Source organism: Nocardiopsis sp. KDC1DS13DA1, assembly GCF_055632325.1.
This window is the reverse complement of sequence record NZ_JBVMUY010000021.1, coordinates 12,860-38,064: the sequence shown is the minus strand read 5'-3', so window position 1 is coordinate 38,064 and position 25,205 is coordinate 12,860. Positions and strand designations below refer to the sequence as shown.

The window sequence follows — 25,205 nt, the reverse complement described above, 5'->3', positions numbered from 1 at the left end:
GGGTCGGGAGCGGCGGGTCAGCGACCCCGGTCCGCGTCGCCCTCACCGTCCTCCGGTGGCTCGTGCGCCTCCGGTTCGTCGGGCCGGGCCTCCTGGACCGAGGTCCCGGCGGCGCCGACCCCGACAGGAGCGCCCCTGGTCGCGGCCGGCTTGGCGGACGGGCGGCCGCGGCCGGCGTTGCGCCGCTCCAGCCAGATCGCGAACCGGCTCAGCGACAGGTTGATGATGATGTAGATGATCGCGCAGATGATCGCCGCGGGGATCACGTTGCTCTCGCGGGTCGCCAGAAGGGTGAAGCTGCGCAGCAGCTCCGGGAAGGCGACGATGTAGCCGAGGGCGGAGTCCTTGAGCAGGACGACCAGCTGGGCGACGATGGCGGGCATCATCGAGGAGACCGCCTGCGGGACGAGGATCTGCCACATGGTCTGCGACTTGGTCATCCCGATGGACTGCGCGGCCTCGGACTGCCCCTTGGGGACGGCCAGGATCCCCGCGCGGAACACCTCGGCCAGGACCGAGCCGTTGTAGAGGGTCAGGCCCACGACGACCGCGGCCAGCGCCGTCACCTGGAAGGTGCCCGTGGGGATGTTGAAGACCTGCCAGGCGACGATGGGCAGCGCCATGGTGAAGAAGATCAGCATCAGCAGGGGGATGCCGCGGAAGAACTCCACGACGGCCCCCGCCGGGACGCGGATCCACCAGTGGTCGGACAGGCGCCCGATACCGAACACGAGGCCGAAGGCGATCGCCAGCACCGAGGCGGACAGCGCGGCGGTCAGGGTGTTCTGCAGACCGGGGATGACGTAGTCGGTCCACGTCTGCGGCCGCAGGAACGGCTCCCACTTGTCCGCCGTCCACTGCCCGTCGGGGTTGACCGCCCAGGTGGCGGAGGAGAACAGCGGGGCCGTCCCCTCCGTCAGGGTCCGGTTGAACCCGAGGTACAGCACGGCCAGGCCGATCAGGACCAGGAACAGCGTGAGGACCGTGTAGACCACGTTGCGCGCACGGGCCTTGGGGCCCGGTGCGTCGAACAGGACGGTTCCCTGGGAGGTCATCGGACCACCGCCACACGCTTGGAGAGCCAACCGAAGAAGTAGCCCGTCGGCAGGGTCAGGATCAGGAAGCCGATCGCGAAGCCGACGAAGGTCGGCAGGACCGGCGCGATGCCCTGGTCGAACATGAGCTTCATCTCTCGGGACGCCTCCTGAACGCCCAACCCCGCGACGGAGGCGACGGTGGTGTTCTTCGTGAGGGCGATGAGCACGCTGCCCAGGGGGCCGACGACGGTACGCAGCGCCTGCGGGATCACGATCAGGCGCAGGTTCTGGGTGAAGGTCAGCCCCAGGGAGCGGGCCGCCTCGACCTGGCCGAGGGGAATGGTGTTGATGCCCGAGCGCAGCGACTCGGAGACGAAGCAGGCCGTGTAGGCGGACAGGCCGATGACCGACCACCAGAACACGTCCCACATCACGGTGCCGGACAGGCTCAGACCGAGCGCGCTGTTGAGTCCCAGCCCGCAGAACAGCAGGACGAGGGTCAGCGGAGTGTTCCGGATCCCCTCGACGTACACGGTGGCCAGACCGCGCAGGAGCGGGACGGGGGAGACCCGCATGGCGGTGAGCAGGACTCCCAGGACGAAGGAGAAGAAAGCACTGAGGAGGGTGAGCCGGACGGTCCATGAGAACCCGTCGACAACCCTGTCGATATTGCTGAGAAAGGCTTCCATGGGTCCCAGCTGGTCAGGGGCCGAGCGGCGGGACCGGCAACCGGTCCCGCCGCTGGCGTACGGTCAGATGCGGTGTCTCACTCGCAGGGGTCGAGAGCCGGGGCGGACTCCTCGTAGGCGAAGTCGGTCTCGCCGAAGGCGGTGTCCAGGTACGTGCCGGCCTCGCCGTCCTCCCACATCTGCGTGATGGCCGCGTTGATCTCCTCGCAGAGTTCGGACGAGCCGTCGGGCATACCGACGCCGTACTTCTCCTCGCCGAACGGGTTGTTGACGACCCGGTAGGTGCCCGGGTTCTGGGCGGCGAAGCCCGCGAGGATGGTGTTGTCGGTGGTCACCGCGTCGACGGTTCCGTTGCTGAGCAGCTCCAGGCACTCGGAGTAGTTGCCGGCCTCGCGCAGCTGGACGTCGATGCCGTCCTCGACGATGTTGTGGGCCGACCGGGATCCGGAGGCCGAGCACAGGACCCTGCCCTCGAGGTCCTCGGGGCCGTTGATGTCCTCGTTGTCGGCCTGGACCAGGATGTCCTGCTGGGCGATGTAGTACGGACCGGCGAAGTCGACGACCTCACGGCGCTCGTCCGTGATCGAGTAGGTCGCCACGACGAGGTCGACGGTGCCCTGCTGGAGGAACGACTCGCGGTTGGCCGAGGCGGCCTCCTCCCACTGGATCTGGTCCGGGGAGTAACCGAGCTCGCCGGCGATGTACGTGGCGACGTCGACGTCGAAGCCGACGGGGGCCTCGCCCTCGAGTAGACCCAGGCCGGGCTGGTCGTACTTCACGCCGATGGTGATGCTCTCGCCGCCGTTCTCGCCGCCGTCGTCGTCACCACCACCGCCGACGTCGGCGGTGCCACAGGCGGTGAGGGCGACGATGAGGGCCGCGGCGCTGCTCAGAGCGGTGCTGGTGCGACGGAATCGCATTCGGGGTACCTCTTCTTCTTCCTTGGTTCGTGCGGAGAACAGTGGCTCGCGAAGCCCGGACCTAGTGGGTCAGGATCTTGGACAGGAAGTCCTTGGCGCGATCGGTCTGCGGCTTCGTGAAGAACTCGTCCGGGGTGTTCTCCTCGATGATCTCGCCGTCGGCCATGAAGACGACGCGGTTGGCGGCACGGCGGGCGAAACCCATCTCGTGCGTGACCACGACCATGGTCATGCCCTCACCGGCGAGGTCGGTCATGACGTCCAGGACCTCCTGCACCATCTCCGGGTCCAGGGCCGACGTGGGCTCGTCGAAGAGGATGACCTTGGGGTTCATCGCCAGGGCGCGGGCGATGGCCACACGCTGCTGCTGCCCCCCGGAGAGCTGGGCCGGGTACTTGTTCGCCTGTTCGCCGATCTGGACGCGCTCCAGGAGTTCCATGGCCCGCGCCTCCGCCTGGCTCCTGGACTGGCGCAGCACCTTGACGGGGCCCAGCGACACGTTCTGGAGCACGGTCTTGTGCGCGAACAGGTTGAACGACTGGAAGACCATGCCAACGTCGCTCCGGAGTCGTGCAAGACCGCGGCCCTCGGCGGGCAGCGGCTGCCCGTCGAGGGTGATCGTGCCGGTGTCGATCGTCTCCAGACGGTTGATCGTGCGGCACAGTGTCGACTTGCCGGATCCGGACGGCCCGATGACGACGACCACCTCGCCGGAGTTGACCGTCAGGTTGATGTCACGGAGCACGTGCAGTTCGCCGAAGTGCTTGTTGACGTTCTCCAGCACGACGAGAGGAGTTGAGGTCATGCACGAAACCTAATGGCCCCATGTTGCCGTGTCATCACGAAAACACGGACCAGTCCCAGAGTGGCTGACTTGTTACGACGTGATCGGCGAAACCGTTATGGTTCGGGAGGATTACGTCGGATTCCGCTGCGCGACGTGGTTGTTTCCTGACACCAGGGTTCCACGCCCCGGCCCCCGGGTCCACGTGGGCGTCCCGTCCCGCCGTTCGCGGACACCGCCCCGGCCCCTCCCGCGCGCCCGGGAGCCGCCGCGCGCACACGGTGGCTCCGCCTCCGCCGGGACCGCCCGTCCTCCGCAGCGGTTAGCCTGGGACCGTGAGCCAGAGTCGTACCTACCAAGTGCGGACCTACGGCTGCCAGATGAACGTCCACGACTCCGAGCGCCTGTCCGGTCTGCTGGAGGACGCTGGGTACGCGCGCGCAGCCGAGGACACCACCGCAGACATCGTCGTCTTCAACACCTGCGCGGTCCGGGAGAACGCCGACAACCGCCTGTACGGCAACCTCGGGCACCTGCGCCCGGTCAAGGACGCCAACCCGGGTATGCAGATCGCCGTCGGCGGCTGCCTGGCGCAGAAGGACCGAGGTGAGATCGTGCGCCGCGCCCCGTGGGTGGACGTGGTGTTCGGCACCCACAACATCGGGTCCCTGCCCGCGCTGCTGGAACGGGCCCGGGTCCAGCGCGAGGCCCAGGTGGAGATCGCCGAGTCCCTGGAGCACTTCCCCTCCACCCTGCCCAGCCGCCGTGAGTCCGCCTACGCGGCGTGGGTCTCGATCTCCGTCGGCTGCAACAACACGTGTACCTTCTGCATCGTGCCCGCGCTGCGCGGCAAGGAGCAGGACCGGCGCCCCGGGGACATCCTCGCCGAGGTGCGCGCCCTGGTGGACGAGGGCGTCAGCGAGATCACGCTCCTGGGCCAGAACGTCAACGCCTACGGCAGCGGGTTCGGCGACCGCCAGGCCTTCTCCAAGCTGCTGCGCGCCTGCGGTGAGGTCGAGGGGCTGGAGCGGGTCCGCTTCACCTCGCCGCATCCGCGTGACTTCACCGACGACGTCATCGAGGCGATGGCCCAGACCCCCAACGTCATGCCGCAGCTGCACATGCCGCTGCAGTCCGGGTCCAGCAGGGTTCTCAGGGACATGCGCCGCTCCTACCGCCAGGAGCGCTTCCTGGGCATCGTGGAGAAGGTGCGCGCCGCCATGCCGCACGCCGCCATCACCACCGACATCATCGTGGGCTTCCCTGGCGAGACCGAGGAGGACTTCGCCGAGACGCTGCACGTGGTGCGCGAGGCCCGGTTCGCGATGGCGTTCACCTTCCAGTACTCCAAGCGTCCGGGGACCCCCGCGGCGACGATGGACGGCCAGGTGCCGCCGGAGGTCGTCAAGGACCGCTACCAGCGCCTGGTGGAACTCCAGGACGCGATCTCCTGGGAGGAGAACCAGAAGCTGGTGGGCCGCGAGGTCGAGCTGCTGGTCTCCGAGGGCGAGGGCCGCAAGGACGGCGAACACCGCCGTCTGTCCGGCCGGGCCCCCGACAACCGCCTGGTGCACTTCGCCGTGGGCGGCGGCGAGGAGCCGCGCCCCGGCGACACGGTGACCGTGGAGGTCACCTACGCCGCTCCGCACCACCTGGTGGCCGACTCCGGTGTCCGCGGACTGCGCCGCACCCGCGCCGGTGACGCCTGGGCGGCCCGCAACGGCCAGCCGACCGCGGAGCGCGGCTCCGACGTGCTGCTGGGTATGCCCAGGATCGGTGTCCCGGACGAGCCCGCCGCCCCCGTCGGCGGCGGGTGCTGCGACGCCTGACCCCGCTTCCCTCGCGGCCCCCGGCAGCGCGCCGGGGGCCGGACGGTGAGCGGCCGGTACGGCGTGGTCAGTCCCGGGTGAGCCGGACGTACAGGTCCCCGAAGCGCAGCGCGCCCGGGGTGGGCAGCCGCCCGGGCTCGCGTCCGGGCGCCAGGTCCAGGTTCGGGTAGGCCCGGACCAGCGACCCGAAGGCCACCTGGCCCTCCTGCCGGGCCAGGGCGGCGCCCAGGCAGTAGTGGATCCCGTGGCCGAAGCCCACGTGCGCCTCGCCGGGCCTGCCGTGGTGGCGGGTGATGTCGAACCGGTGCGGGTCCGGGTGCACTTTGGGATCCCGGTTGGCGCCCATGAGGACGGCCACCACCCGGTCGCCGGCGGCCAGCCGACCGCCCCTGAGCCGCACGTCCTCGGTCGCGTAGCGGACCTGGGTCACGAGGGCGACACCGCACCAGCGCAGCATCTCGTGGACCGCGGAGGGCAGCAGATCGGGATCGGAACGCAGCATCTCCCACTGGTCGCGGTGGGTGAGCAGGGCGTGCGTGCCGTTGGTGATCAGGTGGGCCGTGGTCTCGTGTCCGGCGATGATGAGGGTGAAGACCATGGCGATCAGTTCCGCCTCACTGAGCTTCCCCCCGTCCTCGTCCCGTTCCCTGATCAACGCGTCGAGCAGGTCGTCGTGGGGTGCCCGTCGGCGTCGCTCGATCATTCCCCTGAGGTGGTCGATCATCTCGCCCAGCACGGCGTTCATCAGTTCGGGCCTGGTCGGATCGAACCTCTGGAGGGTGCTGCTCCACCTCCGCCACAGGGGCCGCTCCTCCTCGGGAACACCGACCAGGTCGCAGATCACGGTGATCGGCAGCGGGTAGGCGAAGTGTGCGAGGAGGTCGACGGCGCCGTCCTCGGCGTGCTCGGGCAGACGGGCCAGGAGGTCGTCGGTGATCCGCTGGACCTTGGGACGCAGTTCGTTGACGCGGCGCACGGTGAAGGAGCGTGACACGAGCTTGCGCAGCCGGGTGTGGTCGGAGCCGTCCATGGCGAGGATGTTCTCGGTGATGTACGCGGCCAGGTCCGGGGTGATGCCCATGGCCTCGAAGATCTCGGACTTGCTGCGCGTGACCGCCCCCGAGCGCACGTTGTCGGGGTTGACCACGAACCGGTGGTCGCTCAGGATCGTGCGCACGTCCTCGTCGTCGGTGAAGAGGGTGACCGCGAAGCCGTCCGCGAACAGGGCCGGGGCGGACCCTCCCGCCTCGGTGACGCGGTCGACCAGGGCTCGCGGGTCGGAGCTCCAGACCGGGTCCATCAGGTTGATGGTGTCGTGGGGTGCGGAGGGTGTGGCCGTCATGGGGACCTCCAGGGGTCAGGTGTCGCGCGTGGCGTGTGTGTGGCGCTCGACCTCCGCCCGCGTCTCTCGGGAGAGTGCCTCGAAGAGGCCGACGACCTCGGGCCAGACGGTGCGCAGGGCACCGTCGGCGTCGGACTCGCCGAGCGCGGAGCGGATGGTGTCGGCCACGATGTCGGCGTGGTCGCCGGTGTGCGGTCTCGTGAGGCCGTGCTGCTCGGCCAGGAGCGGTTCGCGGACGAGGAAGCCGGTCAGAACCGCCGAGTAGGCGTAGACCTGGTCGTCGCGCGAGCGGTCCGTGCGGATGAGCCCGCGGTCGCGGAGCAGGTCGAAGTAGGCTTCGAAACCGATCCGCCCTCGGGTGAGGAGCTCCGCGCTGTTCTCGGCGGCGATACGGGAGAGCGTGCCCAGCGTCTCGGTCCGACCGGTCATCAGCGCGGCGATGATCGGGGAGTCGTGCGACTCCAGGGTGACGGTCCGGGCGAGGGAACTCGGCCAGATCCCGTCCGGGGACCGGCGCGCCTCCTCCAGGATCCGGTCCATCATCGCCTTCCGGGCACGGAGCACGGCCACCAGGAACAGCACCTCCTTGGTGGGGAAGTGCAGATAGACGGTGCCCTTGCCGATCCCGGCGCGGCGGGCGACGTCCTCGACGGTGATCTTGGGGTAGCCCCAGGAGACGAGGAGTTCGCCTGCGGCGTCCAGGATGCGTTCGGCTCTCTGGACACGCTTGTCCGTTCCGGACGTCGGCTGGGTGGACGGGGTCACGGTGTACTCCTGAGCGTGGGGGATTCGGCTGTGGTCTGGGTGTACCGCTGTCGTCGCAATGACCATAACCACGCCTCCCCTCGCCGTGTGACCCCGTGACCAGATTTCGAATCTGGTCACGAAGTCAACGCTAGGTCAGGAGGAGCCGGGTGGCAAGTGTTCGCGCGGAGCGGGAAGAGCCCGGATCGCCGGTGTGCGCGGGCGATCCGGGCTCGGGTCAGGCGCCGGGCGCGGCGTGCGGGGACCGGGGGGTCAGGGTGGCCACGTCCACGAGAGTGGCGTCCGGTTCGGCGCGTGGTCCGGCCAGGGCGGTCTCGACGTGGGAGAGCGCCCGCTCGACCAGGCCGGGGGAGTCGTGGGGCAGCCAGCGGACGCGGGGGTCGCGGCGGAACCACGACTCCTGGCGGCGGGCGAACCGGCGGGTGGCGCGGGCGGTGCTCTCCCTGGCCTCCTCCTCGCTCAGGTCCCCGTCGAGCTGGCCGAGCGCCTGCGCGTAGCCCAGTGCGCGCGAGGCGGTCCGGCCCTCGCGCAGCCCCTGTCCGTCCAGGCGGCGGACCTCGTCCAGCAGGCCGCGCTCCCACATGCGGTCCACACGGCTGTCGATCCGCGCGTCCAGTTCGGGGCGCGGAGCGGTCAGCCCGATCTGCGCGCAGGGGTAGTAGGAGGTGTCGTGGTCGGGCAGGTTGGCGGTGAAGGGCGCGCCGGTCAGCTCGATGACCTCCAGGGCGCGCACGATGCGCCGCCCGTTGCCGGGCAGGATCGTGCGGGCGGCCTCCGGGTCGGCCTCGGCCAGGCGGGCGTGCAGGACGCCGGGGCCCAGGTCGGCCAGCTCCCCCTCCAGCCGTGCGCGCACCTCGGGGTCGGTGCCGGGGAACTCCAGGTGGTCCAGCACCGCGCGCACGTACAGTCCCGATCCGCCGACCAGGACGGGGAGGACACCGCGTTCGGCGCACTCCTCGACCCGGTCGCGGGCCATCTCCTGGTAGCTGGCCACGTCCGCGGGTTCGCTGACCTCCCACACGTCCAGCAGGTGGTGGGTGACGCCGCGCATCTCCTCGCGGGTGATCTTGGCCGTACCGATGTCCATGCCGCGGTACAGCTGCATGGAGTCGGCGTTGATCACCTCCCCGCGCAGCCCGGTGCGTTCCTCCAACCGGAGTGCCAGCTCGACGGCGAGGTCCGACTTTCCCACGGCGGTCGGTCCGACGACCGCGATCACCTTGATCATGTTCCCAGCCTAGGGGGCTCCGGCCACCGGGACCGCTGTCCTCCGGACCGGTTCCCCGGACGCCCCGGGGCGGTGCGGGCCGGGCCCGGCGGCCGGAGACGGAACCGCGGGAGCGTATAGCAATAATCACGCTGTTATGGAATACCCGTGTCGCTGGGGCGCACAAAGGAAGAAGACACGCCAACCGTCCCGGCGCATGATTGTTCAGTGTTGGCTGGTGTGGGTTAATTCTCTGAAATTGTCTGCGGGTGTGGTATGGAAAACACCAGGATTGCTGTTGTGGGAATCGGCCTCTGTTATCCCGACGCTAATTCTCCGGCGGATCTGTGGGACAACGTTCTGGCGGGTAGGCGGGCTTTCCGGCGGCTGCCCGAGGAGCGGATGAACCTGGATGACTACTGGTCGGAGGATCCGTCCGCGGAGGATCGTTTCTACTCCGAGAAGGCCGCGGTGCTCCGCGGATTCAGGTTCGACAGGGCGCGCTACCGGGTGTCCGGGAGTTCCTTCCGGTCCACCGACATGACGCACTGGCTCGCCCTCGAAACGATGTCCCGCGCGCTGGAGGACGCCGGTTTCCCGGAGGGCGAGGGCCTTCCCCGGAGGTCCACCGGTGTGGTCATCGGAAACAGCCTGACCGGTGAGTTCTCGCGTGCGAACACGATGCGGCTGCGCTGGCCCTACGTGCGTAGGACGGTGGCCTCCGCCCTGCTCGACCACGGATGGGCGGAGGAGGACGCGGACGCCTTCCTGTCCGACCTGGAGAAGTCCTACAAGTCCCCGTTCCCCCGCATCGACGAGGACACGCTCGCCGGAGGGCTGTCCAACACCATCGCGGGCCGGGTCTGCAACCACTTCGACTTCGGCGGCGGCGGGTACACGGTCGACGGAGCCTGCTCGTCGTCGCTGCTGTCCGTCTCCTCGGCGGCCAACGCCCTGGCCTCCGGCGACCTGGACGCGGCCCTGGCGGGCGGGGTGGACCTGTCCATCGACCCCTTCGAGGTGATCGGGTTCGCCAAGACCGGGGCACTCGCCACCGGCGAGATGAAGGTCTACGACAAGGACTCCAACGGGTTCTGGCCCGGGGAGGGCTCCGGGGCGCTCGTGCTCATGCGCGAGGAGGACGCGCTCGCCCAGGGCAAGCGCGTCTACGCCGTCATCACGGGCTGGGCGGTCTCCTCCGACGGCAGCGGCGGTATCACCAGGCCGGAGGAGAGCGGGCACCGCAGGGCCCTGGAGCGCGCCTACGGCCGCGCCGGATACGGGATCGAGACGGTCGGCTACTTCGAGGGGCACGGAACGGGCACCGCCCTGGGCGACGCGACCGAGCTGGCCGCGCTCGGGGGGAGCCGGGCGGCGGCCGACCCCGCCGCACCGCCGGCGGCGCTCGGCTCGATCAAGGCCAACATCGGCCACACCAAGGCGGCGGCGGGTGTCGCGGGCCTGATCAAGGCGGTCCTCGCCGTGTACCACCGGGTCATCCCGCCCGCGACCGGCCACCACGACCCCCACGAGCGTCTGGAGGGGGAGTCGGCGCCCCTGCGGGTCCCCGACCGCGCACTGCCCTGGCCGCAGGACCGGCCCGTCCGCGCCGGTGTCTCGGCGATGGGTTTCGGGGGGGTCAACACGCACGTCGCCGTCGAGTCCGCCCCCGGCCACCGGAGCGCGGGGGTGACGGCCCGGGTCCGCGAGCTGGTGGCCGGGCGGCAGGACGCCGAGCTGCTGGTCGTGGACGCGGGTGACCTCCCCGGCGTACGCCGGCGCCTGGCGGAACTCGCCGACGTCCTGCCCAGGCTCTCCTACGCCGAACTCACCGACCTGGCCGCCGCGCTCGCCGCCGAGAACTCCGGGGGCCTGGCCCGCGCCGCCGTCGTCGCCTCCTCGCCGGAGGCCGCCTCGCACGCGGTGACCGCCCTCATCGCACGGATCGACGCGGGGGAGAGGGAGGTCGTCGCCCCGGCCCAGGGGATGTTCCTGGCCCACCGCGACACTCCGCCGGTCATCCGCTACCTCTTCCCCGGCCAGGGGTCGGGGAACGGCCGTACCGGAGCGTTCCGGCGCCGCTTCGCCCGTGCCGAGGAGGTCCTGGCCTCGGCCGGGCTCCCGGAGGGCGGGGACCAGGTGGCCACCGAGGTCGCCCAACCGCGCATCGTGGCCGGGTCCCTGGCCGCCCTCGCCGTTCTGGGCGACGTCGGCGTCCGTGCCGACGGGGCGGTCGGACACAGCCTCGGTGAGCTGACCGCACTGCACTGGGCGGGCGCCCTCGACGTCCCCGCCGTCCTCGGCCTCGCGGCCGTCCGGGGCCGCGCCATGGCGGAGACCGGTCGGGACGACGGCGCCATGGCCGGGCTGTCGGCACCGCCGGAGCGGGTGGAGGCCCTGATCGACGGCGAGCCCGACGTGGTCGTCGCGGGCTACAACGGCCCCGAGCAGACGGTGGTCTCCGGGACCTCCGCGGCCGTGGAGAGGGTCCGTGCGCGGGCGCGTGCCGAGGGGGTCACCGCCACACGCGTGAACGTCTCGCACGCCTTCCACTCCCCGCTGGTCGCGCCCGCCGCCGAGGTGCTGGAGCGCGGGCTCGCCGGGATCGACTTCGGGCGCCCCGCCCCGGGCGTGGTCTCCACGGTCACCGGCACGCACCTGTCCGCCGACACCGATCCGCGCCGCCTCCTCCGGGACCAGGTCGTGCTCCCGGTGCGCTTCCACGAGGCGGTCACGCGGTTGGCCGAGGGGGCGGACCTGCTCATCGAGGCGGGGCCGGGCCGTGTCCTCACCGGTCTGGCGGGCGCGGCCGTCCCGGAGGTCCCCGCCGTCTCCGTGGACACGGACTCCGGCTCGCTGCGGCCCTTCCTCGGCGCGGTGGCCGCGGCCTACGCCCTCGGAGCGCCCGTCGACGTCCGCGCACTCTTCTCCGGGCGGTTGGTCCGCGGGTTCCCGGAGGAGTTCGAGTTCCTGGCCAGCCCGTGCGAGACCGCCCCCAGCACCGGTGTCGGACGCACCGACGGCGGGGCCGGGCCGGAGGCGTCGTCCGAGGACGGCGCGGGGCGAGGGACCGGAGGGACGGACGAGGGCAAGGACACGCTGGGACTCCTGCGCGCGCTCGTGGCCGAGCGGGTCGAACTCCCCGAGTCCATGGTGGGCGACGACACCCGGCCGCTGGACGACCTCCACCTGAGCTCCATCACGGTCGGACAGATCGTCAACGAGGTCACCCAGCGCCTGGGCATGCCCCCGATGGGGGCGACCTCGGGGTACGCCACGTCGAGCCTGAGCGAGCTGGCCGCGACCGTCGACGCGCTGGCGGGTACCGACGACGGGCGGCCCGAGGCGGGGCAGGCACCGGGTGTGGCTCCCTGGGTCCGCGCCTTCGAGGTCGCCCACGTCGACGCGGACGTGCCCGCGGGCGCGGCACCCGGCGAGGCGGGTCCGGAGGGCACGGGATGGAGCGTGTACGCCTCCCCGGACCACCCCCTGGCCGAGCCGCTGAGCGAGGCGCTCTCCGGGGTCGGCGGCGGTGTCCTGCTGTGCCTGCCCGCCGACGGCGGCGCCCACCTCGTGGGCACGTTCCTCGACGCCGCGCGCTCGGTGCTGGCGGAGGGGGAGCGGACGCGGTTCGTCGTGGTCCAGGGGCGGCGCGGCGCGTCGGGGGTGGCCAGGACGCTGCACCAGGAGCTGCCCGGTGTGACCACCACGGTGGTCACCCTCCACGACCCCGTCCCCGACTCCCCGGAGGAGCGCGCGGAGGCGGTGCGCCGGGTGGTCGCCGAGACCGCCGCCACCCCCGCCGCGGCCTACCGGGAGTCCCGCCACGACGCGAAGGGCCGCCGCACCGTGCCGGTCCTGCGCGCCACGCTCCCCGCGGACGCCCCGGGGGAGGGCACCGTCCCGCTCGGCCCGGACGACGTGCTCCTGGTCACCGGCGGGGGCAAGGGCATCACGGCCGAGTGCGCGCTCTCCCTCGCCACCGAGTACGGGGTCCGGCTCGCCCTCCTGGGCCGCGCGGCCCAGGAGGAGGACGCCGAACTGGCCGCCAACCTGGAGCGGATGACGGCGGCGGGCGTCCGCCACCGCTACGTTCGCGCCGACGTCACCCGGGCGGACGACGTCCGCGGCGCCGTGCGGTCCCTCCAGGAGGAGTTGGGGACCGTGACGGCGGTGCTGCACGGGGCCGGGCGCAACGAACCCACCGCCGTGGGCGGCCTGACCGCACCGGTCTTCCGGAGCACGCTCGCGCCCAAGACCGACGGGCTCTCGGCCGTCCTCGACGCCCTGGACCCGGAGCGCCTGCGGCTGCTCGTCACGTTCGGCAGCATCATCGGCCGGGCCGGGCTGCGCGGTGAGGCGCACTACTCCACCGCCAACGACTGGCTCACCGAGATGACGGTCGAGTACGGGAGGGAACACCCGCACACGCGGGTGCTGGCCCTGGAGTGGTCGGTGTGGTCCGGAGCGGGGATGGGCGAGCGCCTCGGGGTCGTCGAGGCCCTGATGCGGGACGGCATCACGCCCGTGTCCGCGGAGGAGGGGATCTCCGTCCTCCACCGGGTGCTGGCCGACCCCTCGGCGGGTCCGGTCCTGGTCGTCAGCGGCCGTACCGGCGGGCTGCCGACGCTGGCGACGGAGGAGCGCGAACTCCCCCTCGGCCGCTTCGTCGACCGCGTCCTGGTGCACTACCCGGGGGTCGAGCTGGTCACCGAGGCCGAGCTGTCCTCGACCGACGACCCCTACCTGGACGACCACCTGCTCGACGGGGACATGCTCTTCCCCGCCGTGATCGGCATGGAGGCGATGACCCAGGTGGCGGCCGCGGCCAGCGGCCACGAGGGGCCGCCGGTGATGGAGGAGGCGCGGTTCCTGCGCCCCGTGGCGGTGCGTCCCGGGGGTCGGACCACGGTGAGGGTGGCCGCCCTGGTGCGCGACGCCCACACGGTGGAGGTCGTCATCCGCAGCGAGGAGACCGGCTACGACGCCGACCACTTCCGGGCCCTCCTGCGCTGGCCCCGCCCGGAACCGGGGGACGGGCAGGACCGCGCGCAGGAGGCGGCGCCCCTGCTGCCCGGGGTGCCGATCGACCCCGCCGAGATGTACGGGGACGTGCTCTTCCAGGGCAAGAGGTTCCAGCGGCTGCTCTCCTACCGCAGGGCCAGCGCCCGCCACGTGGTCGCGGAACTGTCCACGGTCGCACCGGGCGACTGGTTCGGTTCGTTCCTGCCCCAGGAGCGGCTCCTGGCCGACCCGGGCGTGCGCGACGCCGCCATGCACGTCCTCCAGGCCTGCGTCCCCGACGGCACGCTCCTGCCCGAGGGCGTGGACCGCATCGTCCTGGCGCGGCCGGAGGACCAGGAGTCGGACCGCGTCCTCCTGGAGGCCCGCGAACGGTTCCAGGAGGGGGACTCCTACGTCTACGACGTGGACGTGCGGGATCCCTCCGGGCGCGCGGTCGAGCGCTGGGAGGGCCTGCGGCTGCGCGCGGTGCGCAGGAGCGGCGGAGCCGGACCGTGGCTGCCCGCCCTGCTCGGTTCCCACCTGGAGCGGGAACTGGAACACGTGCTCGGCGGCTCCAGGGCCGTGGTCGTCGACCCCGACCCCGAACCCCGCTCCGGTGAGGGGGCCGAGGACCGCCGGGGCAGGACCGAACTGGCGGTCGGCCGGGCGCTGAACCGCCCCGTGAAGGTGCGCCGCAGGCCGGACGGCCGCCCGGAGGTTCCCGGCGCGGTGGTGTCCGCCTCCCACGGGGCCGGACTGACCCTGGCGGTCGTGGGGCGGGAGCGCCTCGCCTGTGACGTGGAGACCGTCCTCGAACGCTCCGACCAGGAGTGGGACGGGCTGCTGGGCCGGGAGTCCGCGTCGGTGCGGCACCTGGTCGCCGCCGAGGCGGACGAGTCGGTCCACGCCGCGGCGACCCGCGTGTGGAGCGCCCTGGAGTGCCTGCGCAAGGCGGGTGACACCGGCCGCGCGCTGAGGCTGGAGGCGGTGCTGGAGCACGGCTGGGTGGTCCTGGCCTCCGGCGGCCTGCGCGTCGCCACCTGGACGACCACCCTCAACGACACCCCCGAACCGGTGGTGTTCGCCGTCCTGGCCGGAGAGGAGAGCTGATGTCCGACTACTACGAGATCCGCCACACGGTCGGTTTCGAGGAGACCAACCTGGTGGGCAACGTCTACTACGTCAACTACCTGCGATGGCAGGGGCGCTGCCGGGAGATGTTCCTCAAGGAGCGGGCCCCCGGCGTCCTGGCCGACCTGCGCGACGACCTGAAGCTGTTCACGCTCCGGGTGGACTGCGAGTTCTTCGCGGAGATCACCGCCTTCGACGAGCTGTCCGTCCGGATGCGGCTGGGGGAGCTGACCCAGACGCAGGTGGGGTTCTCCTTCGACTACGTCCGGCTGGACCCGGAGGGGGAGACGCTGGTGGCCCGCGGATCCCAGCGGATCGCCTGCATGAGGGGGCCGAACACGTCCACCGTGCCCACCCGGGTGCCGGAGGAACTGCGCACGGCCCTCGCCCCCTACGCCTCGGACGGATCCGGGCCGGCGGTCGGCCGCGTCCCCGAGCGAGGGGTGGTGGCCTGACGTGGTGGACCTGCGCCGGGTGATGTCCACGTTCGCCACCGGGGTCACGGTGATCACGGTCGGCGGGGACACCCCCCACGGCATGACGGCCAACGCCTTCTGCTCGGTCTCCCTCGACCCGCCCCTGGTCCTGTGCTGTGTCTCCGGGACGGCCCGGCTGCACAAGGCGGTCGTCTCGGAGGGGCACTTCGCGGTGTCGGTGCTGTGCGCCGAGCAGGAGGACACCGCCCGGTACTTCGCCAACCGCGCGCGCCCGGAGGGGCTGGAGCAGTTCTCCTCCGTGGAGTGGTTCCCCGGCCCCGGAACGGGCGCGCCGCTGATCGCCGACGCCCTGGCGTGGATGGAGTGCGAGGTGACGGAGGAGGTGGAGGCGGGCGACCACTCGGTGTTCGTCGGCCGCGTCCTCCACACGGCGGTCGGCGACGACCGGTCGGCGCTGCTCTTCCACGGCGGCGGCTTCCACTGGCTGGGGCGCGGGGTGCGGCCCGGTGGCGTGAACGGCCGGGTGAGGTCGGGATGAGCACCTCCGAGGCCGACCTGCGGCCGGAGGCCGCCCCCCGGACCGCGCGTCCGGGGGCGCCCCCGGCGCGCTCCATGGCGGAGCTGCGCTCGGAGCGGGACACCCTGCGCGGGCTGACGGAGGCCGGTGACCCGACCGGGGTCGAGCGCCAGCACTCCCTGGGCAAACGCACGGCCCGGGAGCGGCTGGGCCTGCTCCTGGACGAGGGGTCCTTCGTCGAACTGGGGGTGTTCCGCCGCCGGAGGGACGAGGGTCCCGCGACGGAGGGCAGACGGCCCCGTACCGACGGCGTCGTGACGGGGTCGGGGACCGTCGGCGGGCGGCGCGTGTTCGTCTACGCCCAGGACTTCACCATCCTGGGCGGGTCGCTCGGCGCCGAGCACGCCGCCAAGATCCACCGCGTCATGGACCTGGCACTGGACGCCGGCGCGCCGCTCATCGGCCTCAACGACAGCGGCGGGGCCCGCATCCAGGAGGGCGTGGCCTCCCTGGACGGCTACGGGGGGATCTTCCGGCGCCACGTCGCGGCGTCGGGGGTCATCCCCCAGATCAGCGTGGTCCTCGGCCCCTGCGCCGGTGGCGCGGCCTACTCGCCCGCCCTGGCGGACTTCACCTTCATGGTCCGGGGCACGGCCAGGATGTTCCTGACCGGACCGGACGTGATCGCCGCGGTGAGCGGTGAGCGGGTGGGCCCCGAGGAGCTGGGCGGCGCGGACGTGCACGGCCTGCGCACCGGTGTGGCGACCGTCGTCCACGACGACGAGGAGGAGTGCCTGGAGGACGTGCGCCACCTCGTCTCCCTCCTGCCCGACAACAACCTCTCCTCCCCGCCGGAGGCGGTCTGGGGAGGGGACGCGGAGGAGGACCGGCGGCCGGGCCTGGCCGAGATCGTCCCGGCCGAGCCGAACCGGTCCTACGACATGTGCGAGGTCGTCGCCGAGATCGTGGACGACGGCGACCTCTTCGAGGTCCACGAGGGGTGGGCGCGCAACGTGCTGTGCGCGCTGGCCCGGGTGGGCGGCGCCGTGGTCGGGATCGTCGGCAACCAGCCGATGGTCCTGGCCGGGGTCCTCGACAGTGACGCCGCGCAGAAGGCCGCGCGCTTCGTCCGCTTCTGCGACGCCTTCAACATCCCCCTCGTGACGCTGGTGGACGTGCCCGGCTTCCTGCCGGGAACCGACCAGGAGCACGCGGGGGTGATCAGGCACGGGGCGAAGCTGCTCTACGCCTACTGCGAGGCGACGGTGCCGCGCGTCCAGGTGATCCTGCGCAAGGCCTACGGGGGCGCCTACATCGTGATGGACTCGCGGTCCATCGGTACGGACCTGTCGCTGGCCTGGCCCGGCAACGAGATCGCGGTGATGGGCGCGGAGGGCGCGGTGAACGTGGTCCACCGCAGGGAACTGCGGTCGGCGGCCGACCCGGACGCGCTCCGGGCGGAGCTGGTGGCCGACTACCGGGAGCGGCTGATGCACCCCTACCGGGCCCCGGAGGAGGGGTTCGTCGACGACGTGATCGATCCCGCCGACACCAGGGCCGCGGTGCGCCGGGGCCTGGCGATGCTGCGGGACAAGAGGAGGGAGCAGCCCAGACGCAAGCACGGCAACGTGCCGCTCTAGGCGCCCTGCTCCTCGGAGGGGTGCGGCAACCACCCGGAGGACGCGGTGACGGACGTCCGCGCGGACTCCGGGGTGTCGCCGCACCCCACCATCAGGGAGACGAGCTGGTCCTCCAGACAGCGGTCGGCGTCGTAGGGCGGGATGAGGTAGGAGCCGAGGTACAGCGTGGTGAGGCCGTGCATCGCGATCCAGAGCCGGTGCGCGACCAGTTCGGGGTCGGCGGGGTCGAACCTGCCGGAGCCGACGCAGCGGTCCACGCACGTGCTCACGTGGCGGAGCGTGTAGCGGCCGTGCTGCCGGTCCTCCTCCGAGAGGCTGAAGCCCGCGATCGAGCAGCCGCCGAACATGACCGGGTACAGGTGCTCGTTCCGGGACGCGTTGTCGAGGAAGGCCCGTCCCAGGAGGGCGAGGTCGCGGACGGGGTCGTCGGTGGCGGCGACCCGGGAGAGGCTCTCCTCCAGGCGGGCGAAGCCCTCACGGACCATGGCGTGCACCAGCCCCCGGATACCCGAGAAGTGGGTGTAGACGGCCATGGTGGAGCTGCCGGACTCGCGGGCGATCCGGCGCGTGGACAGAGCCTGGGGGCCCTCGGCGGAGAGCAGCCGGGCGGCGGTGTCGATCAGGGAGGTACGCAGTCGCGGGTCTGCCTTACGTGGGCTCATGGAATCAATATGCGACTTGCCGCCCGGTGTCCTCTACTCGTAGCCAGCCTTTTCGAACAGACTTGCGGTTTCCCATTGATGTCGATTGTTCAGGTCTTATTTTGTGATGGTTTTCGGGGTCTTCGCCGGGGATCCTACGCAAAGTGATTGTGGTTACTCGGAGTGGGGGCGGCCGGTGTTCGGCGGGCATGTACTTATTCCCGGTTCGCGGTGGGCTAACCCCCCTTTGTCCGAGTGCGGTCAGAGTTGTCCGCGGAGTCCGCGAGGGCCGTCCGGTTGCGGCTTATCGTACTGCGGACTTCACTGATCGTGGGCGCTTGGTGACTTTATGTGTCGAGATTTTGTGCCGTTCGTCGTCTTTTTCTCCGCGCGACTGCGGGGAGGGTGTCGCAATTTTGAAGATGAGGTGCGAGGGTCTCGGTGTGACGATGGATCGGTGCCTGTGTCGAAGGGTGAGTGCGTGGTGGCGATGCGAAGCCGTTTCGGTTCCCGACTGAACAGCGAGAACACACGAACCGTCGATGTTTCGTCGCCCAATGTGTCGTGCGTGTTTCCCGGCGCACGCCGGCTCCCCCGAGTTCGATTTCTGTGGCCGAACGGCTTCGGGAGTGGCGGTTCGGGCCTTTACTGCCTGCTGATGCAGTGCGCTCCGGCGATACCTGACAGGTAGTGGGTGTTTCCGGTTTCCGATGCCTGAGGCCCGATGTCGAGTTTGGAGATATCAGTGGAGAGATCCGTTCGCCAAGCTGTCTCATTCATTCGTAGTCACTATTGTGAGCCCATCACTCTCAGCGAGATCGCGGCTGAGGTCTTCGTCAGTCCGTACCACTTCTCCAGGATCTTCTCACGCGACGTCGGGCTCACCCCCGGCCGTTACCTCACGGCCGTACGCCTGTTCGCCGCCAAACAGATGCTGCTCACCACTGATCTCACCGTCTCCGACATCGTGTGCAGTGTCGGATACAACAGTGTGGGCACCTTCACCAGTCGTTTCACACGCGCCGTCGGTATGTCTCCCACCCAGTACCGGGATCCCGCCGTCGCCAGGCTGATGGTCGCCGCCTCCGACGACTTCGCCCGGCTCCCCGCGCTGGGGGACATGCTGGAGGCCGCCCGTGCGCGGAGGGAGTCCGCGGGGTACGCCGGCGTCCTGCGCGGATCGCTCGACATCCCCTCGGAGGCCGGCGGGGTGGACGTCATGGTGGGCGTGTTCGGCGAATCCGCGCCCCAGGGAACACCCGTGGCGTTCGACGCGCTCTCCGCACGCGGAGCGACCAAGTTCGAGGTGGCCGGTGTGCCGAGCGGCCGTCACCACGTCATCGCCGTGGCCGTACCCCACGATGCCGGGGCGCAGACGGCGCGGGCCCTGACGGTCGTCACCCGAGAACACGTCACGATCGAACCCGGGCTCGACACCTACGTGTCCCTGACGATGGGACCGACGGGGGCGACGGCTCCGCCGATCGCGGTGACCCTGGCCGACGCCTCGTCGGTCGGTGCCGATCTGCGGCGGAACAGCGTCCGGTGCCTTCAGCCGACGGTGGCCTGAACCGTGCCCGGCCGGATTCCGCGCGCCGTCGCGCGTGCACTGCTGGCACCGCCCCTGGAGGACGTCGGGTTCGAGCGCCGGGGCTTCCCGGGGCGCGACGCACCCGCTGCACGGAACCTGGAGGCCATCCCCGAGTCCGTGGTCTGCGGGTTCGAGTGGGGGATGGAGGCGCGCCACCTCCAGGAGGCCGAACGCCGTCTGGAGACGGTCGACGCCGCCCTGCGCGGCTTCGCCTACGAGGGCGCGACCATGGCCTTCACCGTGCGCGACGCCCTTCCCTTCGGCCGGTCCGACCGCACCCGTGAACTCATGGACGGCCCGGCCGCGCCGCACACCTTCCTGGCCTACATCGGGATCGGGTTCGCCATGGCCCGCCTGCCCCGGCGGCTGTGGAAGGGGGTGCTGCCCGCACTCACCGACAATCCCTACCACCCCACGATGAGCTGGCTCGCCGTGGACGGTTACGGGTTCGACCTCGCCTACTTCCACACACCGCGCTGGGTCGGACGCATGCAGACCCCTCGGCCCTATCCCTGGCTCGGGGCCCCCGACTACTTCCCCCGCGCCTTCGACCAGGGAGTCGGCCGGGCCCTGTGGTTCATCCACGGAGCCAGGTGCTCCGCGGTCGCCGACGCCGTCCTCGCCTTTCCGGGGCGGCGCCGCGCCGATCTGTGGAGCGGAGTCGGCCTCGCCGCGACGTTCGCGGGGGGAGCCGGCCCGGAGGAACTCAGGAAGCTCCTGCGCACGGCGGGGGAGGCGGCACCGCACATCGCGCAGGGGTCGGTGTTCGCGGCCAAGGCGAGGGTCCACTCCGGCTGCGTTCCCGACCACACCGAGACCGTGGTGCGCGCGCTCACGGGAACGGACGCCTCCGGGGCGGCCGCGATCGCCGACGACCACGCGGTCGACCCCGGCGACCACGGCGGTGTGCCCGCCTACGAGGTGTGGCGTCGCGGAATTCGCGGGCGTTTCCGCTGACCCGGATCCGGCGTCGGCAATCGCGAAGTAGACCCCCACACCCCGGTCCGGAAGCATGGAAAAAGCGATCGACCATATCCGTCGTACGAGGCGGGAGGACGAAATGGCCAGTGTGATCGGTGCGCTCAGACGCCGGTTGATCACCCCGAAAGCAACCGAGACCACGTTGGAGGTCCGTGGTTTCCACGACAAGGGTCCTGCCGGCCGCGACGTTCTGGAGACGGTGGGGGAGTCGTTTCTGACGGGCCTCGGCGACGCGTTGGAGACGGGCTCGCCCGAACGCGTCGACGAACGCCTCGACCCGCTGCCGACCCGCTACAAGGGCTTCGCCTACGAGGGCGCCGCGATGGGGATCGCCCTCGTGGACGCGCTCTCGTTGCGCAAGGGGCGGACCGAGCGCTTCCTGGAGGGCCCCGGCGCACCCCACGTCTACATGGCCTACGTCGGTATCGGATGGGCCATGGCCCGCCTGCCCCGGCAGCTCTGGCCGGACACCGGCCGCCTGGACCCCGTGCTCCGGTGGCTCGTCCACGACGGCTACGGCTTCCACCAGGCCTACTTCCACACCGACGCCTACGTGCACCGGCGCTCCCTGGACGGTCGCGCGGCCAAGTACACCGGCGACGGCGCCTACGCGCTCCGGGCGGCTGACCAGGGCATGGGACGGGCACTGTGGTTCGTGGCCGGGACGGACGCGGACCGGGCCGCCGACCTGGTCGAGTCGTTCCCACCGCGGCGCCGCGCCGACCTGTACGCCGGAGTGGGGCTGGCCGCCACCTACGCGGGCGGCGCCGACGAGGACGAGCTGCACCGGCTCCGCGAACGCGCGGGCGAACACGCCCGCCACCTCGCCCAGGGCAGCTCCTTCGGCGCCGAGGCCAGGGTCCGCGCGGGCCTGCTCGTCCCCCACACCGAGGCCGCCACCGCGGTCCTGTGCGGTACGGACGCGGAGAAGGCCGCCCGCCTGTCCCGGGACCTGCGCCCCGGGCCGTCGGGCGCCGAGGACCCCCGCCACCCCCTCTACGAGGAGTGGCGGTCGCGCGTGGCCGACGAACTCGCCCTCCGGGACGGGGGAGGTGCGCGCACGTGACCCGGACGGACCGGCGCCACCCCCCGCGGACCCCGCCCTCGGCGGCACCGGGCATGCTGCGCGACCTGCTCACCGACCGGCTCGCCATGATGTCCACGGCGGTCCGACGACACGGTGACGCCGTGCGCATGGCGGCAGGACCCAAGACCCTCTACCTCTTCAACCACCCCGACCACGCCAAACACGTCCTGGCCGAGAACCACGGCAACTACCACAAGGGCATCGGGCAGGTTCACGCCAAGCGGGCCCTCGGCGACGGCCTGCTGACCAGTGAGGGTGAGCTGTGGAGGGGCCAGAGGCGGACGATCCGGCCGGTGTTCCAGCAGCGCAGGATCGCCGCCCAGGCGGACGCGGTGGCCAAGGAGGCCGTCACCCTCGTCGACCGGTTGCGGGCACGGGCCGGGCGGGGACCGGTGGACCTGGTCGAGGAGGCCACCTCCCTGACACTGGGTGTCCTGGGCCGTACCCTCCTGGACACCGACCTGCACGCGTTCGACACCATCGGTGCCGCCTTCGAGGCGGTCCAGGACCAGGCCATGTTCGACATGGTCACCCTGAACGCCCTCCCCGTGTGGCTGCCGCTGCGCACGCAGACGCGGTTCCGGCGCGCCCGCACCGAACTCGAGGGGATCGTGCGACGGCTCGTCCGGGACCACACCGCGGTCGGGGACGCCGACGACGCGCTCTCCCGCGTGCTGGCCGACGCCGCCTCGGAACCCGACCCGCGGGCCCGTTCCCGCCGCGTGCGCGACGAACTGGTCACTTTGCTGCTGGCCGGACACGAGACCACCGCCAGCACCCTGAGCTGGGCCTTCTACCTCGTGGACCGCAACCCGGGTACCGCGGAGCGGCTCAGGGAGGAGGCGGTGCGCGTCCTCGGGGACCGCACACCGACCCACGAGGACCTCCATCGGCTGACCTACACCACGATGGTCGTCCAGGAGACCATGCGCCTGTACCCGGCAGTGTGGATCCTGCCGCGCGTGGCGCTGGCCGACGACGAGGTGGGCGGCTACCACGTGCCCGCCGGATCCGACGTCCTGATCTGCCCCTACACCCTGCACCGTCGCGCCGACTCCTGGAGGGACCCCGAGCGGTTCGACCCCGAGCGCTTCTCCCCGGACCACCGAGACGACCGGCACCGTTACGCCTACATCCCCTTCGGGGCCGGGCCGAGGGTCTGCGTGGGCAGCAACCTGGGGATGATGGAGGCCGTCTTCGTGCTCGCGGTCATGGCGCGCGACCTGCGCCTCACCCTTCCCCCGGGATACCGGGCGGTTCCCGAGGCGATGCTCTCGCTGCGCGTCCGCGGCGGCCTTCCGATGCACGTCCACGAGGTCTAGGACACCGGACGCACGACGCGCCCCCACCACGACAGGAGACGACCATGCCGAGGGGAACACCCGACACGGAACGTGAGCGCACGCTGACTCTGGAGGCGTTCGCCGACACCATCCTCCCGGGCGCGAAACGCGCGCCGGACGACGTGAGCGTCGCAGGGCACTCGCACGACGCCGGCTCGGTCGAGGCCGGAGCGCTGGACCTGCTGCGGACCCCGGCCACGGGCCTGACGTCCGGGCTCGCGGAGTTCGCCGAACTCCTCAACGAGCACGCCCAACGGTACGCGCGCGAACACGGCCTCCCCGCGGACGGGCGGCTCCCGGCCTTCGTCCGGCTCTCCTTCGGGGACCGCACCGCCCTCGTCCGCGCGCTGACCTCGCCCGGCCACCCGGAGAAGGAGTTCTGGGTGATGCTCGCGCTCTTTTGCAACATGGCCTTCGACAGCGCGGCCCACATGAGCACGCCCGCCGCCCTCGCGGCCGGGCACCCCGGGCTGACGGCGATGGGCTTCGCCGCCCCCGACCCCGACGGGCTGCTGCGCTTCAAGGAGTACTCCTACGGCAGGCCGCTGGCCCGCCTCCACCCGGACACGACACCCTCGGGGAGTCCCGCATGACGACCACGGAGAAGACCGACGTCCTCGTCGTCGGCAGCGGCTTCGGCGGCGCCATCACCGCCTACCACCTCGCCGCCGGCGGGGCGCGCGTCACCGTTCTCGAACGCGGTCCGTGGCTGGAGACCGAGGAGCTCGAACACGACTTCCTGCTCGGTTCCTCGTACACGCGCGCCTTCGACTTCACCGTGGGCGACGGGATGAGCGTGCTCGGCGGCAACTGCGTGGGCGGCGGGAGCATGGTCTACTTCGCCGCGCTGCCCCGGGCCCCGCGCTTCGTCTTCGAACGGCGGGGATCGGTCGGGCGGCGGATGTGGCCCTCCGCGATCAACCGGGAAGCCCTCGACCCCTGGTACGACCGCGTCGCCGAGGCGCTGGGGGTGCGGACCCAGGACTGGTCCGACGTCAGCTACGCCGGGGGGCTCTGGGGAGCGGCCTGCGACCACTCCGGACGCACGGCCAACCCGGTGCCCGTCGCCATCGACAAGGACTCCTGCGTCAACTGCAACTGGATGATGGCGGGCTGCCGGTTCGAGGCCAAGAAGTCGCTGGTGTTCAACTACCTGCCCGCCGCCGTCGCGCACGGTGCGCGGATCCGGCCGCTGCACGAGGTCCAGCGGCTGGAGCGGCTCGACGACGGCGGGTACCGGGTCCACTACAACGTCATCGACGACAGCGACTACCGGGTCACCACCGGGTCGGGCGCGATCGACGCCAAGATCGTCGTGGTCGCGGCCGGGGCCGGTGCCACCCCCGTCATCCTCAAGCGCTCCGAGGAGTACCTGGGCACCATGCCGCACGCGGTGGGCCGCTACTTCTCCGGCAACGGGGAGCGGCTCAACACCGCCGTGGTCAACGAGGACCGGGTCCGCGACGTCCTGGGCCTGTCCCGCGACGAGGAACGCGCCTACGAGGCGTTCCAGATCGGCAAGGGCCCCTGCGTGGCCAACTGGGACCGGCTCGACCCGGCGCTGCCGGAGTACTCCCGGTACTCGCTCGAACAGCTCTACTTCCCGCCGGCCCTGGGCACCATCCTCGCCCAGACCCCCGGCGCCCCGGCACCGTCGTGGTTCGGCGCCGACAAGAAGGAGATGCTCCGCCGCTGGAAGTCCTGGCTGATCATCTTCACCATGAGCGAGGACGACAACGAGGGCGTCTTCGGCGCGCCCCCGCCCACGGGCAACGCGGTGCGCCTGTCCCAGCAGATGCTGGGCCGCGGTCCGCTCACCTACCGGCCCACGGCCAACACCTGGCACGGCTGGAAGAGCGCCGACGCCGAGGTCAGGGAGATCCTGGAGAAGGACGGTATCGCGAGTGTGGCCCCCTGGACCAACGACCTGGTCGGGGCCTACACGGTGCACCCGCTGGCCTCGTGCCGGATCGGCGACGACCCGCACACCTCGGCGCTGGACGACCGGCACGAGCTGCGGGGCCACCCCGGGATCTTCGTCACCGACGGGTCCTCGGTCCCCGGCGCCCTCACCGTCAACCCGGCGATGACCATCGCCGCCCTCGCCGAGCGCTCCGTGCCCGGCATCGTCGAGGCCGCCCGGGCGCGCGGAGTCGACGTCACCTACGGCGCTCCCGCTCCCGACGGCGCCACGTCGGGGCGCGGGGGCGTCCTCAACCCGGCCGGCCGGGCCTCGGCCTGACCGGTCGGCCCGAGACGG

The 25,205-nt window shown here is 71.6% G+C and carries 19 protein-coding genes; 11 read left to right on the top strand and 8 right to left on the bottom strand.

What is annotated here, in order from left to right:
- Positions 1–17: 17 nt before the first annotated feature.
- From ACTVAJ_RS14040 to ACTVAJ_RS14025, 4 genes are all read right to left on the bottom strand, one after another.
- Positions 18–1,055: an amino acid ABC transporter permease gene (locus tag ACTVAJ_RS14040; RefSeq protein WP_470388573.1), complete on the bottom strand. Its 1,038-nt coding sequence runs from the start codon at positions 1,053–1,055 to the stop codon at positions 18–20.
- Positions 1,052–1,726, bottom strand: a complete 675-nt coding sequence (locus ACTVAJ_RS14035) for an amino acid ABC transporter permease (RefSeq protein ID WP_470388572.1) — start codon at positions 1,724–1,726, stop codon at positions 1,052–1,054. Before ACTVAJ_RS14035 ends, ACTVAJ_RS14040 begins: the two co-directional genes overlap by 4 nt.
- Before the next feature lie 77 nt (positions 1,727–1,803).
- On the bottom strand, positions 1,804–2,646 hold the full coding sequence (locus ACTVAJ_RS14030; RefSeq protein WP_470388571.1) for a glutamate ABC transporter substrate-binding protein: 843 nt from the start codon (positions 2,644–2,646) through the stop codon (positions 1,804–1,806).
- Between the two features lie 61 nt (positions 2,647–2,707).
- Complete coding sequence (locus ACTVAJ_RS14025) at positions 2,708–3,451, bottom strand: amino acid ABC transporter ATP-binding protein (RefSeq protein ID WP_470388570.1); 744 nt, start codon at positions 3,449–3,451, stop codon at positions 2,708–2,710.
- A 338-nt stretch (positions 3,452–3,789) separates the two neighbouring features.
- Here ACTVAJ_RS14025 and miaB point away from each other — a divergent pair, with 338 nt between their 5' ends.
- On the top strand, positions 3,790–5,259 hold the full coding sequence (miaB, locus tag ACTVAJ_RS14020; RefSeq protein ID WP_470388767.1) for a tRNA (N6-isopentenyl adenosine(37)-C2)-methylthiotransferase MiaB: 1,470 nt from the start codon (positions 3,790–3,792) through the stop codon (positions 5,257–5,259).
- Between the two features lie 67 nt (positions 5,260–5,326).
- Here miaB and ACTVAJ_RS14015 read toward each other — a convergent pair whose 3' ends face one another.
- The 3 genes from ACTVAJ_RS14015 to miaA form a co-directional block, all read right to left on the bottom strand.
- Positions 5,327–6,601 (bottom strand): cytochrome P450 family protein, encoded by a 1,275-nt coding sequence (locus ACTVAJ_RS14015; protein ID WP_470388569.1) that lies wholly within the window; start codon positions 6,599–6,601, stop codon positions 5,327–5,329.
- A 15-nt stretch (positions 6,602–6,616) separates the two neighbouring features.
- On the bottom strand, positions 6,617–7,366 hold the full coding sequence (locus tag ACTVAJ_RS14010; RefSeq protein ID WP_470388568.1) for a TetR/AcrR family transcriptional regulator: 750 nt from the start codon (positions 7,364–7,366) through the stop codon (positions 6,617–6,619).
- Positions 7,367–7,583: 217 nt separating this feature from the next.
- The gene (gene miaA, locus ACTVAJ_RS14005; RefSeq protein WP_470388567.1) at positions 7,584–8,594 is read right to left on the bottom strand and encodes a tRNA (adenosine(37)-N6)-dimethylallyltransferase MiaA; all 1,011 of its coding nucleotides are present in this window, start codon (positions 8,592–8,594) and stop codon (positions 7,584–7,586) included.
- Positions 8,595–8,849: 255 nt separating this feature from the next.
- On the opposite strand from miaA, the gene ACTVAJ_RS14000 reads away from it, so the two are divergent.
- Genes ACTVAJ_RS14000 through ACTVAJ_RS13985 form a run of 4 tightly spaced genes read left to right on the top strand, consistent with a single transcriptional unit; the run spans position 8,850 to position 17,302 of the window.
- A complete protein-coding gene (locus tag ACTVAJ_RS14000; protein WP_470388566.1) occupies positions 8,850–14,687 on the top strand; it encodes an SDR family NAD(P)-dependent oxidoreductase in 5,838 nt (1,945 codons plus the stop codon).
- Positions 14,687–15,163, top strand: coding sequence for an acyl-CoA thioesterase (locus tag ACTVAJ_RS13995; protein WP_470388565.1), 477 nt, complete (start codon positions 14,687–14,689; stop codon positions 15,161–15,163). Before ACTVAJ_RS14000 ends, ACTVAJ_RS13995 begins: the two co-directional genes overlap by 1 nt.
- 1 nt (position 15,164) lies before the next feature.
- Complete coding sequence (locus ACTVAJ_RS13990) at positions 15,165–15,683, top strand: flavin reductase family protein (protein WP_470388564.1); 519 nt, start codon at positions 15,165–15,167, stop codon at positions 15,681–15,683.
- Positions 15,680–17,302: an acyl-CoA carboxylase subunit beta gene (locus ACTVAJ_RS13985; RefSeq protein ID WP_470388563.1), complete on the top strand. Its 1,623-nt coding sequence runs from the start codon at positions 15,680–15,682 to the stop codon at positions 17,300–17,302. Before ACTVAJ_RS13990 ends, ACTVAJ_RS13985 begins: the two co-directional genes overlap by 4 nt.
- Here ACTVAJ_RS13985 and ACTVAJ_RS13980 read toward each other — a convergent pair.
- Positions 17,299–17,964, bottom strand: a complete 666-nt coding sequence (locus tag ACTVAJ_RS13980; protein ID WP_470388562.1) for a TetR/AcrR family transcriptional regulator — start codon at positions 17,962–17,964, stop codon at positions 17,299–17,301. The two genes, ACTVAJ_RS13985 and ACTVAJ_RS13980, sit on opposite strands and share 4 nt — an antisense overlap.
- Before the next feature lie 724 nt (positions 17,965–18,688).
- Between ACTVAJ_RS13980 and ACTVAJ_RS13975 the strand changes: the two genes are divergently transcribed.
- The 6 genes from ACTVAJ_RS13975 (at position 18,689) to ACTVAJ_RS13950 (ending at position 25,187) form a co-directional block, all read left to right on the top strand.
- Positions 18,689–19,513, top strand: a complete 825-nt coding sequence (locus ACTVAJ_RS13975) for a helix-turn-helix transcriptional regulator (RefSeq protein ID WP_470388561.1) — start codon at positions 18,689–18,691, stop codon at positions 19,511–19,513.
- 3 nt (positions 19,514–19,516) lie between these two features.
- The gene (locus tag ACTVAJ_RS13970; RefSeq protein WP_470388560.1) at positions 19,517–20,491 is read left to right on the top strand and encodes a DUF1702 family protein; all 975 of its coding nucleotides are present in this window, start codon (positions 19,517–19,519) and stop codon (positions 20,489–20,491) included.
- Between the two features lie 103 nt (positions 20,492–20,594).
- On the top strand, positions 20,595–21,581 hold the full coding sequence (locus tag ACTVAJ_RS13965; protein ID WP_470388559.1) for a DUF1702 family protein: 987 nt from the start codon (positions 20,595–20,597) through the stop codon (positions 21,579–21,581).
- Entirely contained in the window at positions 21,578–22,924 is a 1,347-nt protein-coding gene (locus ACTVAJ_RS13960; RefSeq protein ID WP_470388558.1) for a cytochrome P450, read from the top strand. Before ACTVAJ_RS13965 ends, ACTVAJ_RS13960 begins: the two co-directional genes overlap by 4 nt.
- Before the next feature lie 44 nt (positions 22,925–22,968).
- Positions 22,969–23,538 carry a DUF5987 family protein gene (locus ACTVAJ_RS13955; protein ID WP_470388557.1) on the top strand — a complete coding sequence of 190 codons (570 nt, stop codon included), beginning with the start codon at positions 22,969–22,971 and terminating at the stop codon, positions 23,536–23,538.
- Positions 23,535–25,187 carry an FAD-dependent oxidoreductase gene (locus ACTVAJ_RS13950; protein ID WP_470388556.1) on the top strand — a complete coding sequence of 551 codons (1,653 nt, stop codon included), beginning with the start codon at positions 23,535–23,537 and terminating at the stop codon, positions 25,185–25,187. The genes ACTVAJ_RS13955 and ACTVAJ_RS13950 overlap by 4 nt, the downstream gene beginning before the upstream one ends.
- Positions 25,188–25,205: the final 18 nt, after the last annotated feature.

What these genes read in the sequence shown, in the direction of transcription:
- ACTVAJ_RS14040 (WP_470388573.1), bottom strand. Translation starts at nt 1,055, where the DNA reads ATGACCTCCCAGGGAACCGTCCTGTTCGACGCACCGGGCCCCAAGGCC.
- ACTVAJ_RS14035 (WP_470388572.1), bottom strand. Translation starts at nt 1,726, where the DNA reads ATGGAAGCCTTTCTCAGCAATATCGACAGGGTTGTCGACGGGTTCTCA.
- ACTVAJ_RS14030 (WP_470388571.1), bottom strand. Translation starts at nt 2,646, where the DNA reads ATGCGATTCCGTCGCACCAGCACCGCTCTGAGCAGCGCCGCGGCCCTC.
- ACTVAJ_RS14025 (WP_470388570.1), bottom strand. Translation starts at nt 3,451, where the DNA reads ATGACCTCAACTCCTCTCGTCGTGCTGGAGAACGTCAACAAGCACTTC.
- ACTVAJ_RS14015 (WP_470388569.1), bottom strand. Translation starts at nt 6,601, where the DNA reads ATGACGGCCACACCCTCCGCACCCCACGACACCATCAACCTGATGGAC.
- miaA (WP_470388567.1), bottom strand. Translation starts at nt 8,594, where the DNA reads ATGATCAAGGTGATCGCGGTCGTCGGACCGACCGCCGTGGGAAAGTCG.
- ACTVAJ_RS14000 (WP_470388566.1), top strand. Translation starts at nt 8,850, where the DNA reads ATGGAAAACACCAGGATTGCTGTTGTGGGAATCGGCCTCTGTTATCCC.
- ACTVAJ_RS13995 (WP_470388565.1), top strand. Translation starts at nt 14,687, where the DNA reads ATGTCCGACTACTACGAGATCCGCCACACGGTCGGTTTCGAGGAGACC.
- ACTVAJ_RS13985 (WP_470388563.1), top strand. Translation starts at nt 15,680, where the DNA reads ATGAGCACCTCCGAGGCCGACCTGCGGCCGGAGGCCGCCCCCCGGACC.
- ACTVAJ_RS13980 (WP_470388562.1), bottom strand. Translation starts at nt 17,964, where the DNA reads ATGAGCCCACGTAAGGCAGACCCGCGACTGCGTACCTCCCTGATCGAC.
- ACTVAJ_RS13965 (WP_470388559.1), top strand. Translation starts at nt 20,595, where the DNA reads ATGGCCAGTGTGATCGGTGCGCTCAGACGCCGGTTGATCACCCCGAAA.
- ACTVAJ_RS13955 (WP_470388557.1), top strand. Translation starts at nt 22,969, where the DNA reads ATGCCGAGGGGAACACCCGACACGGAACGTGAGCGCACGCTGACTCTG.
- ACTVAJ_RS13950 (WP_470388556.1), top strand. Translation starts at nt 23,535, where the DNA reads ATGACGACCACGGAGAAGACCGACGTCCTCGTCGTCGGCAGCGGCTTC.